The 15,822-nt window shown below is 70.3% G+C and carries 15 protein-coding genes and 2 pseudogenes; 9 read left to right on the top strand and 8 right to left on the bottom strand.

The genetic code is table 11. The features are described 5' to 3' along the window. Positions 1–175: 175 nt before the first annotated feature. A complete protein-coding gene (locus ABD329_RS09610; RefSeq protein ID WP_198277607.1) occupies positions 176–1,513 on the top strand; it encodes a gluconate:H+ symporter in 1,338 nt (445 codons plus the stop codon). Between the two features lie 53 nt (positions 1,514–1,566). Further along, positions 1,567–2,895 carry an enolase C-terminal domain-like protein gene (locus tag ABD329_RS09605; RefSeq protein WP_198277608.1) on the top strand — a complete coding sequence of 443 codons (1,329 nt, stop codon included), beginning with the start codon at positions 1,567–1,569 and terminating at the stop codon, positions 2,893–2,895. 67 nt (positions 2,896–2,962) lie between these two features. Here ABD329_RS09605 and ABD329_RS09600 read toward each other — a convergent pair whose 3' ends face one another. The 6 genes from ABD329_RS09600 to ABD329_RS09575 form a co-directional block, all read right to left on the bottom strand. Next, a complete protein-coding gene (locus ABD329_RS09600) occupies positions 2,963–3,337 on the bottom strand; it encodes a hypothetical protein (protein WP_198277609.1) in 375 nt (124 codons plus the stop codon). An 85-nt stretch (positions 3,338–3,422) separates the two neighbouring features. Beyond that, positions 3,423–3,857: a roadblock/LC7 domain-containing protein gene (locus tag ABD329_RS09595; protein ID WP_344316225.1), complete on the bottom strand. Its 435-nt coding sequence runs from the start codon at positions 3,855–3,857 to the stop codon at positions 3,423–3,425. Between the two features lie 37 nt (positions 3,858–3,894). Next, on the bottom strand, positions 3,895–4,731 hold the full coding sequence (locus tag ABD329_RS09590; RefSeq protein WP_344316224.1) for a transcriptional regulator: 837 nt from the start codon (positions 4,729–4,731) through the stop codon (positions 3,895–3,897). Beyond that, positions 4,728–5,150, bottom strand: coding sequence for a hypothetical protein (locus tag ABD329_RS09585; protein WP_198280584.1), 423 nt, complete (start codon positions 5,148–5,150; stop codon positions 4,728–4,730). The genes ABD329_RS09590 and ABD329_RS09585 overlap by 4 nt, the downstream gene beginning before the upstream one ends. 500 nt (positions 5,151–5,650) lie before the next feature. After that, positions 5,651–6,469, bottom strand: a complete 819-nt coding sequence (locus tag ABD329_RS09580; RefSeq protein ID WP_198280585.1) for a DUF4142 domain-containing protein — start codon at positions 6,467–6,469, stop codon at positions 5,651–5,653. 130 nt (positions 6,470–6,599) lie between these two features. Beyond that, a complete protein-coding gene (locus ABD329_RS09575) occupies positions 6,600–7,520 on the bottom strand; it encodes a LysR substrate-binding domain-containing protein (protein ID WP_246618954.1) in 921 nt (306 codons plus the stop codon). Positions 7,521–7,636: 116 nt separating this feature from the next. Here ABD329_RS09575 and ABD329_RS09570 point away from each other — a divergent pair, with 116 nt between their 5' ends. From ABD329_RS09570 to ABD329_RS09545, 6 genes are all read left to right on the top strand, one after another. Next, positions 7,637–8,623: a hydroxyacid dehydrogenase gene (locus ABD329_RS09570; protein WP_198280587.1), complete on the top strand. Its 987-nt coding sequence runs from the start codon at positions 7,637–7,639 to the stop codon at positions 8,621–8,623. Between the two features lie 64 nt (positions 8,624–8,687). Then, positions 8,688–9,818, top strand: coding sequence for a mandelate racemase/muconate lactonizing enzyme family protein (locus tag ABD329_RS09565; RefSeq protein ID WP_198280588.1), 1,131 nt, complete (start codon positions 8,688–8,690; stop codon positions 9,816–9,818). Positions 9,819–9,856: 38 nt separating this feature from the next. Then, positions 9,857–11,170: an ABC transporter substrate-binding protein gene (locus ABD329_RS09560; protein WP_198280589.1), complete on the top strand. Its 1,314-nt coding sequence runs from the start codon at positions 9,857–9,859 to the stop codon at positions 11,168–11,170. Between the two features lie 201 nt (positions 11,171–11,371). Beyond that, positions 11,372–12,325, top strand: a complete 954-nt coding sequence (locus tag ABD329_RS09555) for an ABC transporter permease subunit (protein ID WP_198276751.1) — start codon at positions 11,372–11,374, stop codon at positions 12,323–12,325. Further along, complete coding sequence (locus tag ABD329_RS09550) at positions 12,315–13,175, top strand: carbohydrate ABC transporter permease (protein ID WP_198276749.1); 861 nt, start codon at positions 12,315–12,317, stop codon at positions 13,173–13,175. Before ABD329_RS09555 ends, ABD329_RS09550 begins: the two co-directional genes overlap by 11 nt. 4 nt (positions 13,176–13,179) lie before the next feature. Continuing rightward, positions 13,180–13,974, top strand: coding sequence for a sugar phosphate isomerase/epimerase family protein (locus tag ABD329_RS09545; protein WP_198276748.1), 795 nt, complete (start codon positions 13,180–13,182; stop codon positions 13,972–13,974). 100 nt (positions 13,975–14,074) lie between these two features. On the opposite strand, the gene ABD329_RS09540 is transcribed toward ABD329_RS09545, so the two are convergent. Further along, positions 14,075–14,695, bottom strand: a complete 621-nt coding sequence (locus tag ABD329_RS09540) for a right-handed parallel beta-helix repeat-containing protein (RefSeq protein WP_309142698.1) — start codon at positions 14,693–14,695, stop codon at positions 14,075–14,077. A gap of 434 nt (positions 14,696–15,129) precedes the next feature. Between ABD329_RS09540 and ABD329_RS09535 the strand changes: the two are divergent. Continuing rightward, positions 15,130–15,423, top strand: a pseudogene (locus ABD329_RS09535) (GH92 family glycosyl hydrolase); the annotation flags it as partial. Positions 15,424–15,528: 105 nt separating this feature from the next. Here the strand turns inward: ABD329_RS09535 and ABD329_RS09530 are convergent. Next, positions 15,529–15,808, bottom strand: a pseudogene (locus tag ABD329_RS09530) (transposase). Between the last annotated feature and the right edge of the window lie 14 nt (positions 15,809–15,822).

Raw genomic sequence — 15,822 nt, 5'->3', positions numbered from 1 at the left:
TTTCGCACCATGCCGGTCATGGATCCATGGCCATACCCATTGACCGGCGGTGTTCACCCCTCTAGCCTCCATCTGCATATATAGACGGAGTGCATGTACGTGGACTCCTTGGCCCGTCTGGCAGCCGTTCGAGTCTCCGGCTCAACCGGCCGCAGTTCAAAGGGGAACTGAAGACATGCCTCTAGTCGTCGTCGGAATCAGCGTGGCGATCCTGCTGTTCCTCATGACCAAGCTGAAGCTCAACGGCTTCATCGCCCTGCTCCTCGTGGCCGTCGGCGTCGCGCTGGTGCAGGGGGTCGAGATGGAGAAGATCCCCGATGTCCTCGGCGAGGGCGTCGGGGGTCAGATCGGCGACACCATGCTCGTCGTCGGTCTGGGCGCCATGGTCGGCCGGGTCATGGGCGACTGCGGCGCGGCCCAGCGCATAGCCAACACCCTCATCGACACCTTCGGACTGCGCTGGGTCCAGGTGGCGATGGTGGTCACCGCCATGCTCATCGGCGTGACCATGTTCTACGAGGTGGCCTTCGTCATCATCGTGCCGGTGGCGTTCACCATCGTCCGGGTCACCCGCAAGAACCTGCTGTGGGTCGGCCTTCCGATGTCCATCGCCCTGTCCACCATGCACAGCTTCCTGCCGCCCCACCCCGGGCCCACCGCCGTGGCCTCGACCTTCCACGCCTCCGTCGGCCTGACCCTGTTCTACGGGCTGTTCATCGCCGTTCCGGCCGGTGCGCTGATCGCCCTGGTGTGGCCGCGCCTGCCGTTCGTCCGCCGGATGGACCCCGAGATCCCCAAGGGCCTGGTCAGCGAGCGCACCTTCACCGAGGAGGAGATGCCGGGCCTCGGCTGGTCGCTTTCGGTGGCCCTGGTCCCGGTGGTACTGATCGCGGGCGCCGCGGTGACCGACATGGCCGTCTCCGGCGACGGCCCGGTCCTGCACTTCATCACCTTCATCGGATCCGCGCCGATCGCCCTGCTGCTGACCCTGCTGCTGGCGGTGTGGGCGTTCGGCCCGCGGATCGGCCGCGGCCTGTCCGAGGTCAGCGCCTCCTGCAACTCCGCCGCCCAGGCGATGGCGATGATCCTGCTGGTCATCGGCGCCGGTGGCGCGTTCAAGCAGGTCCTGGTCGAGGGCGGGATATCCGACTACATCAAGGACCTCACCGACGACTGGTCCATCTCGCCGATCATCCTCGCCTGGCTCATCGCCGTCGTCCTGCGGGTGGCGCTCGGATCCGCCACGGTCGCCGTGGTCACCGCCGCCGGTGTGGTGCAGCCGCTCCTGGAGAACAGCGGAGTCCATCCCGAGCTGATGGTCCTCGCCGTCTCCTGCGGATCGATCGCCTTCAGCCATGTGAACGACCCCGGCTTCTGGATGTTCAAGGAGTACTTCAACCTCTCCGTCATCGACGCCATCAAGGCGCGCACCACCTACACCACCGTGCTCGCGGTCCTCGGCCTCGGCGGCGTGCTGGCCGTCGAGGCCGCCCTCGAAGCACTCAATGTCTGACACTCGAGGTCCGACACTCAAGGTCTGACCGCCCCCGACCCAAGGACGCCACGATGAGCCAGCCGACCGTCACCTCGTTCTCCGTCTATCCGGTCGCCGGCCGGGACAGCATGGAGCTGAACCTCTCCGGCGCCCACGGCCCCTACTTCACCCGCAACGTGGTGGTCCTCGAGGACTCCGAGGGCCGTACTGGACTGGGCGAGGTGCCCGGCGGTGCGAAGATCACCCAGACGCTGAGGGACGCCGAATCCCTCGTCGTCGGGGCGCGGGTGGGCGACTACAAGCGGGTGCTGCGCGAGATCGGGCAGCGGTTCGGCGACCGCGACGCCGGGGGCCGGGGCGCCCAGACCTTCGATCTGCGCACCACCGTGCACGCCGTCACCGCCGTCGAATCGGCCCTGCTGGACCTGCTGGGGCAGCATCTGGAGGTACCCGTCGCGGCGCTCCTGGGCGACGGACAGCAGCGCGACTCGGTACGGGTCCTGGGGTACCTGTTCTACGTCGGCGACCCCGACCGGACCGATCTGGAGTACGTCCGGGAACCCGACGCCGACGCCGAGTGGTACCGCATCCGCCATGAGGAGGCGCTGACCCCCGAGGCGATCGTCCGTCAGGCCGAGGCCACCTACGACCTCTACGGCTTCGCCGACTTCAAGCTCAAGGGCGGGGTCCTGGAGGGAAACGAGGAGGTCAAGGCGGTACGGGCGCTCAAGGAGCGGTTCCCCGAGGCCCGGATCACCCTCGACCCCAACGGTGCCTGGTCGCTGCGCGAGGCGATCGAACTGTGCCGGCCGCTGCTCGGCACCCTCGCCTACGCCGAGGACCCGTGCGGCGCCGAGGACGGCTACTCCGGCCGGGAGATCCTGGCCGAGTTCCGGCGCGCCACCGGACTGCCCACGGCCACCAACATGATCGCCACGGACTGGCGGCAGATGACCCACGCACTCGCGCTCCAGTCCGTCTCCATCCCGCTGGCCGACCCCCACTTCTGGACCATGCAGGGGTCGGTACGGGTGGCCCAGCTCTGCCATGAGATGGGCCTGACCTGGGGCTGCCACTCCAACAACCACTTCGACATCTCCCTGGCGATGGTGGCCCACTGCGGAGCCGCCGCCCCGGGCACGTACAACGCCCTGGACACCCACTGGATCTGGCAGGAGGGGCTGGAGCGGCTCACCGTCGAGCCGCCGCGGATCGCCGGCGGTGAGATCGCCATCCCGGACGCTCCCGGGCTGGGGATCCGGCTCGACCGCGACCGGCTCCTCGCCGCCCACGCCCTCTACCAGGAGAAGGCGTTGGGGGCGCGGGACGACGCGGTCGGCATGCGTTATCTCATTCCGGGCTGGACCTTCGACAACAAGCGGCCCTGCCTGGTCCGTTAGCGTGCCGCCGTCCGGTGGGTCGGTCCGACCCACCGGATTAGCGGGCCGAGGATCGGGTCCGTACCGCTCAGACCTCCAGGTCGGCCTCGATCTTGCGCAGCTGGTGGCGTGCCATCGCCAGGTTGGCCCGCTTCTTGTCCAGCGCCAGATAGAGGAAGAGGCCCTGGCTGTCCCGGCCCCTCAGCAGCCGGATCAGGTGGTACTGGCTGCCGAGGGTGATGAGGATGTCCTCGATGCCGTCCTGGAGACCGAGCTGCTCCATGGTCCGCACCTTGGCGCGCACCACATCGGTGTTGCCCGCCGCGGCCACCGTCAGGTCGAGATCCTTTCCTCCGCCCACGGTGCCGAGGGCCATCCCGCTGGAGTAGTCGACCAGCGCGGCGCCGAGGGAGCCCTCTATGGACGTCATCGCCTCTTTGAGCGCGGTCTGGGTGTTCGCCATGATCGTGGCTGTTCCTTTCGATGTCGGTGATGTGCGGTCGGTTCTCGGCGCGCGGTGTGCGCGCCGGGCGGGGGAGGTCTTGAAGTCAGGGCTGCTCGGCCCTGCTGAGGGCGACGCCCACCAGATCGGCGAGTCGGGCGCCCGAGCGCCGGGCCTCCATATGGAGGCGGCCGACGTTGGTACGGTCAGCGGCCAGTACGGTCAGCACGGCGGTGGAACCCGCGGCGTAGGTGGCCACATAGCCGTTCTCACCGCGGACCAGCAGCTCACGGAAGGCACCCCGCCCGGTGGCACCCGCCAGCGACTGCGCCACCCCGAGGGCCGCGGCGGTCAGCGCCGCCACGCCCTCGGGTTCGACGGTGGCCGTGTCATGCGCCAGCACCACACCGTCGCTGGTGGCGGCGAGGGCGCCGGTCACATGGGTCACCCGGGCCCGCAGCCGGCGCAGCTCCTCGAGCACTTCGGGCTCGGCGGCCAGCAGCCACTTCCGCTCCGTGCGCTGCCGCAGGGTGAGCCTCATGACGCCGCGCACGGGGCGGGCGGGTCGGTCGGGGGAATCACAGGGTTGCCTCCAAGGCATCGCGGAGCCGACGCAGCAGGTCGATATCGGGATCGGTGAAGACGACCGCGCCGGGACTGCGGTCCGGGGCGGGCGGGGCGGAAGCGGTGGAACCGGCGGAACCGGCGGGCGGGCCGGGGCGGCCCGGATGTTCCGGACGTGTGGGGCGCGGCGTGGCGACATGGCCCGCGGCCGCCAGCCGCCGTATGTCGATCAGCGTGTGGAAGGCGGGACGGCCCAGCTCGCGGGCGATACGGGCCGGGGTGCGGACCCCGTCGGCCAGCGCCAGCACCGCGCGCTGACGGGGGGTGACGGCGGGGGCGCGGCCATCGGGACGGCGCAGCACCACCGGCTCCGTGTCCACTTGCGGATACGGCCACAGGGCGTCCAGCAGCTTGCCGCGGCGCCGGGTCTCGCGCTCGACGGCCACCGCGCCCACCGGGCGCACCGGCCCGAGCCAGTGGGCCGCGCCCCGCTGGAAGCCGCGCGGCCCGCTGCCGTGCCCCAGCGCGAAGTACGCCGCGTCGAACAGCGCGCCCAGATGGCAGATCTCCAGCTCCGCGTCGGACAGCCGACCGCTGTCGACGAGGAACCGCCCGACCGCGCCGGTCCGGCCCACCGCCTCCCGCCAGCTGTCGGCGGTCAGCCGCCCACCGGTGGTGAGCAGCACCTCGATCCCGGGGGCCACGGGGCTCTCGGCGTGCACCACCTGGCCGTCCCGGAGATAGACCGTGCCCGCGTCGCACAGCAGGGCGCCGCTGGCCCGCTCGTCGGCGAGCCCGGTGAGGCTGGGGGCGCGCCCGGCTCGGCCCCCGGTCCGGTGCGGCAGGCTCATATCAGCGCCAGCCGCCCGCACATGTCGCGCAGCCGGATCCGGGCGAGCGCCAGATTGCCCTCCCGGCGGTCAAGCCACAGATAGAAGAAGACGCCGCTGTCGAAGGCCGTGTCGACGAAGCGCAGCAGGTGGTAGCAGGTGCGGGTGGTGACGATGACGTCCTCGACGGCGGGCTCCCCGTCCGCCTCGTCCGGGTCGGCGCCGCTCTTGCCGCTCCCGGGGCCCAGCGCGGCGAACGCCCGCTGCTCGGCGGCCATCCGGGCCAGCTCCGCCGTCTCCGCCGCGGTGGCCTCGGGGTCCTCGTCGCGCACCTCGCCGACCATGCCGAGCGCGAGTCCGCTGGTCCACTCGATCACGGCGGCTCCGCGCGCGCCGTTCACGGTCATCGCTTCCAGTAAGCACTCGTCGATTCCGGGCATGCGGCCTCCCCTCCCTGCGTCACCCATGGCGGGCGCCCACTGATGGCGCTTCGCCAGTGACGGCGAGGTTACGCAGGGTTCAGCTCTTGGGGGTTAAATCGAGTAATGCTCGGAAATGGCGGGCGGTGCGTAGTAGGGTCCGCCGCCCCATGGGCCCCTTAGGCCCCGGCGGCCCCTGTCGGAGGCGTCGCCGGGCCGGTCATCGGCCCTCTGAACGATTCCTAGCGGGTGCGGGGCCCACCGGGCCACAGATGGGCGGGCGCATATTCCACCGTCCTATTGCAGGCGTGGTGGATGGGTCAGTAGACGGTCGTGCGATGGTCGAGTACGCATACGCGTGGAGCCGGGGCGCGGCGCGGTGCCCGCCGAGGGGGTTCAAGAGGCTCTTCCGGAGCCGTTTCGCACCCCCGCGGCGCACAGAGTGGCGTGATTTGACGGTACCGATGTGGCGGAAACCGCCCGCGTTTCACCCGGCTTGTCTGCGCTCTCCTGACGGTGTGTTACGGAACGGTGGGCGCGGAGGGGGAGGAGGTGGCGCCCGGAGTGGTCGGGGAGGCCGAGGAGCCCGGCGCGTCGTCGACCGGTGCGGGCGGGGACGCCGTGGGCGGTTCACCCTTGCCCTCGAGCGAGGCCGGCTTCTTCAGGACGACCATGGGCTCACCGGGCTTGGGCATCACCGGCTTGGTGAAGTTCGGGCCCTGGGTCGGGGTCGAGGTGATCTGGGCGGGGAGCCGCTCGTAGTCGACCATCCCGGTGTTCTCCATCTGCGTGATGTGGTCGAGCACTGTGTTGTTGGCCTGGGTGGCGAGCTGACGCACCAGGGTGTTCTTGCTGGTCGCCCGGATCTTGGCGATGGAGCTGAAGATCTGGCCGTGGGTGATGCGCAGGATCTGGGCCATCTGGCTGTCGAAGTTCTTGCCCGTGGCGGCCGTCAGGGTGTCCAGGAACCCCTGCTGCTGGGGTGTGGGCTTGTTGGGCAGGGTGATGCCGAGTTTGGGGGCGATGTCGCGCGCGGAGTCGTCCAGTTGCGCATGCCCCACGATCAGATGCTCACCGGCCGTCTTCACCGCCGCCGTGGTGCCCTTCTTGAGGGCCAGTTCACCGACGGGGTACTCCCACAGTCCGGCGAGCCGGACCTTGACCACGAAGTCCCGGTCGGCGCCGGTGAGCGGTCCGTACTGGGTCGAGCTCGTCTTCGCCAGGTTCGTCTGGTTCGTCTGCTGCACACCCGTCAGGACGGGCGACATGATCACACCGAGGGTGACCACCACGGAACCTATGAGGAGGGAGGTACCTGTCACGAAGTACCGGGATCGCATAGAGCCTCCTGGCGGGGACGCCGGTCGTTGTGCGGAGCAGTGTCCGCCCGTGCTTGCACCGGCGAATACGGATCACGAAGGCCCTCCGCTCAATGGCCTGGCGGCTGTTTATATATCTTTGGACCGTTACTTACCGCCCGCTATGGCCTATCTCACAGCCGCCTCCCGGGCGCTCCTGGCCGAGGACGTCCACCAGCCGCTGGAGGGCCGGGTTGGGGCTGTCCGGGCTCCAGCAGGCGTGGAGGGTGACGGAGTGGGCGTCGGCCGGGGCCAGTTCGCGGTAGCGCACGCCGTGGACGCCCATGGTCATGATCGAGCGGGGGATCAGCGCGCAGCCCAGGCCCGCGTGGACCAGGGCGAGCATGGTGGGGACCTGGGAGGTCAACTGGCTGACGGCGTACCGGTCCACGCCGATCATCGCGGCGCAGATGTCGTGCAGATACCGGGAGCCCTCGGGGCTGTAGCCGATGTAGTCGTCGGCCACGTCGGTCAGGGCGACCGGGGTGTCACCGTCGTCATGGGCCAGCGGATGGCCGGAGGGGACCGCGAGGACGAGGTCCTCGGAGTGGACCAGGAGCGAGGCGTACCCCTCGGGGATGGGCGGCCGCACCAGGCCCAGGTCGATGCGCAGCTCCGAGAGCGCGGCGAACTGATCGGGGCTGACCAGTTCGGTCAACTCGACGGTGACATCGGGGAGATGCCGCTTCACCAGGTCCAGTACGTCGGCCAGGATGGCGTACGCGCCGATCGCGGTGAAGGCCAGCCGCAGGGTGCCGGTGCGGCCCTCGGCGGCGCGGCGGGTGGCGGTCGGCGCGGCGTCCAGCAGGGCCAGCACCCGGTGGCAGTGGTCGAGGAAGACCCGTCCCGCCGCGGTGATCCGGGCGCCTCGTCCGGTGCGCTCGAACAGGACCACGTCCAGGGCCCGTTCCAGCGCCTGGATCTGACGGGTCAGCGGGGGCTGGGTCATATTGAGGCGGGCGGCGGCGCGGCCGAAGTGCCGCTCCTCCGCCACCGCCACGAAGCCGCGGAGCTGTTGCAGGGAGAGGTTCATGCCCTCACGGTATTGGGCGATGCGAAAGTGGGCTTGGACGGGCATGGCGGCGCGGCCCTACGGTCATGACGACCGCCACAGGGCAGATCCGCGCCGATCCCGTCCGAGGAGCCAGGTTGTCCAGACTCGCCGTCGCCATGACCCCCCAGCGTGCCGCCGATGTGATCAGCGCCGATGCCCGGCGGCTGATGGAGAAACGTTACGAGGTGAGCTGGGCCGATGAGCCGCTGACCGCCGACGTGGTGGCCCGGCTCGCCGCCGGCAGCGATGTGCTGCTGACCAGCTGGGGCACACCCCGGCTGGGCCGGGCGATCTGGTCCGGTGGCGATGGCCCCCGGGTGGTGGCGCACGCCGCCGGGACGGTGAAGAAGCTCATCGACCGCGAGGTGCTCGACCAGGGCGTCGCGGTCTTCTCGGCCGCCGGGCGGATCGCCTGGTCCGTGGGGGAGTACTGCCTGGCGGCGATGCTCACCCTGGCCCGCAGGCTGCCGCTGTTCGACACCGCGGTACGCGCCGGAGGCTGGAAGCAGAGCGGCTTCCGCGGCGGTGAACTCACCGGCCGCCGGGTGGGCGTCCTCGGCGCGAGCTCCACGGCCCGGGCCCTGATCACCCTGCTCGAACCGTTCCGCTGCGATGTGGTGGTCTACGACCCGTATCTGGACCGGGAGGCGGCCGCCGCGCTGGGGGTGCGGACCGCCACGCTGGAGGAGGCGCTCGGCTGCCCGTTCGTCTCCGTCCATGTGCCCGACCTCCCCGACACCCGTGGCCTGGTGAGCGCCCGGCTCATCGAGCGGATCCCCGACCACGCCGTGGTGGTCAACTCCGCCCGGGGACCGGCCGTCGACCAGACCGCGCTGCTCGAACAGGTACTGGCGGGGCGGCTGTTCGCCGCGCTGGACGTCTTCGACCCCGAGCCGCCGCAGCTCGGCGAGTCCGTGCTGAGCTGCCCGAATCTGCTGCTCTCCCCGCATATCGCCGGGGACACCGTGGACGGGCATCTGGCGCTGGCCGGATATGTGCTGGCGGATGTGGCCGACTGGCTGGACAAGGGCGTCCGCGGTCCGAGCTTCGTGGACCCCGCCTCCTGGCCCATCGCCGCCTGACCGGCCCCCGCGCCCCGCGTCCGGCCGTGTCCGCCACCGACCTCATATCAGGAGTCACTTCACCATGTCGCGTATCACGGCGGTCGAGGTCTTCCCCGTGGCCGTGCCGTTCGCCCGGCGGTTCGTGCTGGGCAGCGGTGCCGTCGGCACCCCCGATCAGGCGGGGTCGGTCATCTTCGTCAAGCTGACCACCGAGGACGGGGTGGTCGGCTGGGGTGAACAGCGCGCCCTGCCCAGCTGGAGCTATGAGACCGCCGAGACGATCGCCGTGGTCATCAAGCGCCATCTGGCCCCTATCCTGCTCGAACTCACCCCGTTCGACGTCGAGTTGTTCCACACCCGGGCCAGCCGCCGACTGAGCCCCTCGGTGTCCAACGGCTTTCCGTTCGCCCGCGCCGCCGTGGACATCGCCCTGCACGATGCGGCCGGCAAACTGGCCGGGCTGCCGGTCCACGCCCTGCTGGGCGGCAAGCTCCGGGGCACGGTGCCGCTCTGCTCGGCCATCGGGGTCGGCGAGCCCGCCGCCGTCCGCGAGCACGCCCAGCAGTCCTCGGACTACGCCGCCTACAAGGTGAAGATCGGCGGCGATCCCGTGGCGGACACCGCGGCCATCACCGCGGTCGCGGAGGTCGCCGCGGGCAAACCCCTCTGGCTGGACGCCAATCAGTCCTACCGGCCGACCGCCCTCATCCGCCTGATGGACGCGGTGCGCGAGGTGCCGCATCTGACGTGCGTGGAACAGCCCGTGCCGGGCACCGACACCCTCGCCCTGCGCCGGGTCCGGGACCTGATCGGCCTGCCGGTGGCCATCGACGAGGGCAGCTTCACCGCCCAGGACCTGGCCCGCACACTCCGCCTGGACGCCGCCGATCTGGTGGTCGTCAAGATCTGCAAATCCGGCGGGCTGCGCAACGCCCTGAAGACCGCCCAGGTCGCGCTGGCGGGCGGCCTCGAGGTGCTGGCCAGCGGGCTGACCGACTGCGGTATCGGCTTCGCGGCCGCGCTGCACCTCTTCAGCCAACTGGAGCTGGCCCTGCCCGCCGAGCTGAACGGACCGGAGCTGCTGGCCGACCTCTACGTGGAGAACCTGGACATCGTCGCGGCCACCGCCACCGTCCCCTCCGGTCCCGGTCTCGGCGTCGAGGTCGACGAGGAACGCATCCGCGCCGAGTCCGTGGACCTGTCCGCGTCCTGAACAACCGCGCACCCAGACCCAGCAGCGAGGAGACGACGATGTCTTCCAGCTTTTCCCGGCGTGCTCTGCTCAAGGGGGCGGCCCTCGGCGGGCTCGCCACCACGGGAGCCCTCAGCGGCTGCTCCTCCGGTCCGCCGCCGGGCACGGCCACTTGGTCCATGTGGTCCAGCAGCCCGGAGGAGAACCGGGTCTGGGCCGACTTCGGACGCTATGTCGAGCGGCGCATGCACATCAGATCGGCCTCGACCCTCACCCCCTCCGACGGCTATCCCACCAAGCTCGACCTCCAGCTCGTCAGCGGAACGGCCGGTATGGTCACCGCCCTGAACGGCTGGCTGATCCCCACCTACGCCTCCCGCGGCGCACACCGGCCGCTGGACGATCTCATCGCCGCGGACCCCGACTTCGACCTCGACGACTTCTACCCCGCCATCCGGTCCATCTCGTCGTTCGCCGGACACACCTACGCCATCGGCTTCGACGTGGCACCGACCGTGCTCTACTACAACCGGACGCTGCTGGAGCGGAACGGCGTCGATCCGCCGTCCCCGACCGAGCCCATGAGCTGGGAAACCTTCCGGGATCTGGCCATCGAGCTGAGCAAGCCGAAGGACCAGTACGGCTTCACCTGCGCCCCGACCATCGACGACCTGGTGTCCTGGATCTACTGCGCCGGTGGCGATGTCATCGACGGGGACCGTGCCACCAGCCCCCTGGACGCCCCCGAGGCCCTTCAGGCGATCCACTACGTGGTCGATCTGTTCGTCAAGGACCGGGTCACCCCGCCGATCGACAACCTGGTCGCCCAGAACGCCTCCGGCGCATCCCTGGCCAACTTCCTCCAGGGCAATGTGGCCTTCATGCAGAACGGCCCGTGGCAGGTGCTCAATGTCCGCAAGGCCCCCTTCACATGGGACATCGTGCCCTTCCCCGCGGGACCGGCCGGATCCACACCACGGGTGTCGGGCTCCAGCTTCGCCATACCCTCCGGCGTCAAGAACGACGACCTCGACCTGGCGTGGCGGCTGCTGAAGACCCTCACCAGCACGGGCGCGCTCGACATCTACGCACGGGCCGGGCGCAACAACCCCGCGCGGCTCTCCGCCGCGAGCGCCTTCGAACCGCCGCCCGCCAACCTCGGCATCGTCCAGCGGATCCTGAAGGGCGAGGTCGCCGGCGGCCACCCCTTCAACGTCACCACCAACTGGAACCGCGTCCGGCTGCTGCTGGGCCAGGACCTGCCCCGGGCCTTCCTCGGCCAGGTGAGCGTCCGCGACGCGATCGACGGTGTGATGCCACGGCTGAACGCCCTGATGCGCCAGCACCGGGACGCCGTCCGCCAGGCCACCTAGGGCCTGTCTGGGGTTGTGATCTGGGCTCGCGGGGCGTGGCACGCTCCCCCAGCTACCGCTGGGAGGTACCCCCTCTCGCCGCGTTGCCGAAACGCCCTGGTAGCTCCGCTACGAGGGCCTTCCGGCGCCTTGCGATCGCACGCACCACGCCCCGCTCCCTGATCCAGATCACAACCCCAGACAGGCCCTTGGAGGATCACGATGGCTGTCGAAACCCCCGCCGCGGCGACCGCGGCCCCACGGCGCCCCCCGCGTGGCCCGCTGCGCCGCCCCCGGTTCTGGCGGAACGGCTCGGAGACGCTGGCCGCCTGGCTGTTCCTGCTGCCGAGCCTGGCCGGATTCCTGGTCTTCACCGCCGGTCCCGTGGTCGCGGCCGGGGTGATCTCGCTGCTGGACTGGAACCTGTTCAGCCCGCCCCACTTCATCGGGCTGGACAACTTCGCCCGGCTCGGCCCGGACACCACCTTCTGGTCGGCGCTCGGCAACACCGCGTACTTCACCTTCGTCAGTGTGCCGCTCACGCTGCTGGTCAGCCTGGGCCTGGCGCTGCTGCTCAACCAGGGGCTGCGGCGCATGGCGGTGTTCCGGTCGCTGCTCCTGCTGCCCTACGCGACGATCACCGTGGCGGTGGCCTTCGTCTGGGTCTGGCTCTACATCCCGCACGACGGGCTGATCAACGCCGTGCTCGGCGCCTTCGGGATCGACGGCCCGGCCTGGCTGATCTCGGACGACTGGGCCATGCCCGCCCTGATCCTGATGAGCGTCTGGAAGAGCTTCGGCTTCGGCATGGTGATCTTCCTCGCCGGGCTACAGGCCATTCCACAGCAGCTCTACGAGGCGGCCAGGGTGGACGGCGCCTCGCCCTGGCGGACCTTCCGCGCGGTGACGCTCCCCCTGCTGTCGCCCTCGGTGTTCTTCACCGTGGTCACCTCGATCATCGGCTCCTTCCAGGTCTTCGACCAGGCGCTGGTGATGACGGACGGCGGGCCGGGATCCACCACCACCACGCTCGTGATGTACATCTACCGGACCGGATTCCAGAACTACGAGCAGGGCTACGCGGCCGCGCAATCGATGGTGCTGTTCGCCTTCATCGTCGTCATCACCGCCGCGCAGTTCCTGCTCCAGCGGAGGCTGGTGCACTATGACATCTGACGTGCCCGCGCTCGCGGCCCTCCGCCGCTCGCCCGTGGCGGCCCGGCGGCTGCTGGTGTTCACCTGTTTCCTGGTCACCGCGGTCACCCTCACCCCCATCGTGATGATGGTGCTGGTGGCCTTCCAGTCCGACGCCGAGTCGATGGCGGCGCGGCCGTCTTTCTGGCCCGGCAGCTGGCATCCGGAGAACATCGGCCGCGCCTTCGACCTCGTTCCGCTGGGCCGCTATCTGCTGAACACCGTCTTCTTCGCCGGGGGTACGGCGCTGCTGGAGACGGTCACGGCGGCGCTGGCCGCGTACGCCTTCGCCCGGCTGCGCTTCCGGGGCCGCAGCGTGCTGTTCGGCGTCTATCTGACCACTTTGATGATCCCCACGCAGGTCACGCTGATCCCGCAGTTCATCCTGGTGGCGAAGTTGCACGGGGTGGACACCTGGCCGGGGATGATCCTGCCGCACGCCTTCACCGCGCTCGGGGTGTTCCTGCTCCGCCAGTTCTTCCTGGGCGTGCCCCGCGACTACGAGGAGGCCGCCCGGCTCGACGGGGCGAACCGCTGGCAGACGTTCATCCGGGTGATCGTCCCGCTCGCCGTCCCGGCCATCGCCACCCTGGCGGTGTTCAAGTTCATCAGCCAGTGGAACAACCTGCTCTGGCCGCTGGTGATCTCCAACAGCGACTCCACCAGGACCGCGGCCGTCGGCCTCCAGGTGTTCCAGTCCACCAACGGCACCCAGTGGAATCTGCTGCTGATGGCGGCCGCCATCACCACCGTGCCGCTCATCGTGCTCTTCTTCCTCACCCAGCGCTGGTTCGTCAAAGGCATCACCATGAGCGGGCTCGGAGGCCGCTGACACCATGACATTTCTCTGGTCCGTGTTCACCAAACCGTGGTCTACGCTGCCCGGCGACGCCCTGGGCCGGCTGGTGTCCGGCCTCGGCTTCACCGGCGCCGAGATCCCGGTCCGGGACACCGCGTACGTCACCCCCGGCGAAGCCGGACGGCTGCTGCCGGAGTTCGCCGCGCGGCTGCGGGCCGAGGGCGTCGAGGTGATCAGCGTGGCGAGCGATCTCCGCGAACCCGTCTTCGCGGCCTGCCGGGAGGCGGGGGTGCCGATGATCCGGGTCATGGCCGAGCTGGGCCCCGACGGCTACGCCGCCTCGGTCCGGCGGGCCCGAGAACGCCTGGAGGACGCGGCACCGCTCGCCGGGGAGTATGGCGTCCAGATCGGGGTGCAGCCGCACCATGGGCGCTATGTGTCCTCCGCGCTGGGGGTGATGGACCTCCTCGACGGTCTGCCGGTCCAGCACTTCCGGGTCATCTGGGACGCCGCCCATGACGCGCTGGCGGGTGACGATCCGCGGATCACCCTGCCGCTGGTCGCCGAGCGGCTCGGCATCGTCAACCTCAAGAACGCCATCCATGTGCGCACCGAGCCGGCCGGTGAGGCCGTCGGCGGGCACTGGAAACCCTGGTTCGTGCCCGGCCCCGAGGGGTTGGCCGACTGGTCGGCGGCGCTCGGCCAACTGGCGGAGCTCGGCTACACGGGCCCGGTGTGTCTGTCCGGGCAGTACTCCGACCCCGGTGTCCCGGTAGAGAAGCGCCTGGCGGTGGATCTGGCGGCGGCACGCGGCGCGGCGGGCGCCGCTTGACCGGGTGTCCGCTGTCCCGAGAGAAGCGGGAGAACGTATCCCGGAGGGAGCGGGAGAACCCCGCGCCCCCGCTCCCTCCGGCCCCTCCTCCCAGAGGCTGCTACGGCAGACCGCCCGGCTCCGGGCCCCGGTAACCCGGACGGGACGAGGCGTCGATGCCCACCTCGTAGCGGATACCGGGATGGAGGGTGTTGCCGTCGACCCGGGCGCCGGTCGAGCGGAGGGCGAGGCCGATGGCGTGGTGGGTGGGGGTGGCGAACTCATTGCCGGTGATGGTGGCGTTCCGTACGTCCTCGAACATCAGGGCCTGGGAGGCGCGCAGCGTCTCGCAGTGGTTGCCCCTGATGGTGAAGTCGCCGGTGGTGCCGTGGCCGTCGCCCTCGCCCGGGCCCTCGGCCATCAGACACATGTTGTCGATGTCCTCGCAGCGGTTGTTCTCGATCCGGACCCGGTGGCTGGGCGGGGTGTCGCTGGCGAAGGTCTGCATGCAGTCGGCGTGCCGGCCATGGCCGTTGTCGGTGCCGCGGACGGTGTTGTGCGCGATGGCCAGGTCGTCGCCGAAGAACCGGATGCCGTCGCCGTCCCCGCCCCTGGGGCCGATCACGGTGTTGTTCCGCACGGTGACGCGGTGGCCGGTCAGCTCGATCCCGGGCGCCTCCGGCCGGACGGACCGGAACCCGTCCACGATCACATCGTCGGCCTCGATGGTGATGCCGTCCACGGCGTCCCCGCCCCCGGCGTAGGTGATCGGGGTGCTCCCGGCTCCCGCCCCTGGTGATGACCAGCCGCCGCCGGGACAGATCGCCGTCGAAGCAGACGGTGTCCCCCGGCTTCGCCCGGCGCGCCGCCTCCCGCGGGGTGGCGGCGCGCAGGGTGCAGCGCTCGGTCCCCTTCCCGGTGGTGAGCGCCGCCGTCGGCGCGGCGGTGCCCCGCCCCTGGGGCCACGACGGCCGCGCCAGGGCGGCCAGGAGGGCGAGGACCGACACGGCGAGAAAGCCGAGGACGAGTCTCCAAGTGATCCGCATGGCGGGAACCGTAGAGCGGGATCCCGGGGACCGGTCCCGCCGTCAGCCGTGCGTCACCGGCGTCCGGTTCACCCCACCGTCACCGTACGCGCATAGGTTCACCCCGACACATGGAAGGGCGTGATCCCCGATGGAGACACACAAAGCACAGCGAAAGAGACTCAGGCGCCGATCGGCACTGGTCGGCGGGGGAGTGGCGGTGGCGATCGGCGCACTGCTCGCCCCGCTGGTCGAGGCCCCCGCGGCGAGCGCGGCGACACGGGCGGAGGAGGTACGTCACCCCGTCACCTATGTGGACCCGCTGATCGGCTCCGCGGGTGGTGGCAACACCTACCCGGGCGCCACCCTGCCGTTCGGCATGATCGCCTGGTCCCCGACCAGCACCACCGGGGACCAGACCAACACCGCGGCGGCGAATGGCTACCGGGATTCACTCGCAGTGCATCGGGCTTCAGCCCGGTGGTGAAGCGAATCTGAAGGTAGCGACGCGGAGCGTCGCCGGATCTGGTCCGGCGGAGCCGGGCAGGGCTCACACCGGCCGGTTGTGCTGCTCGATGTGCTGCCTGACTGCGGAGAGTGGGGCGCCGCCGACGGCCCCGGCAAAGTAGGAGCTCGACCACAGCTTGTTGGCCCGCTATTAGTGGCGTACCAGGTTCGGGAACTCCTGACGCGGGCGGCGTGAGGAGACGCCCTTGACCCAGGTGATCGTCCGTGAACACGTTGTACCGGAACTTTGTCACGAAGACCGCGTGCACATGCATCACGAAAACGCAGTGCCGACCAGTATTGATCTCCTGCATCTCTTCCATAGCCCACGTCCGTA

The organism is Streptomyces javensis, from assembly GCF_039525925.1.
GTDB classification, from domain to species: Bacteria; Actinomycetota; Actinomycetes; order Streptomycetales; family Streptomycetaceae; genus Streptomyces; species Streptomyces asiaticus.
This window is presented reverse-complemented; position numbering and strand designations above follow the sequence as displayed.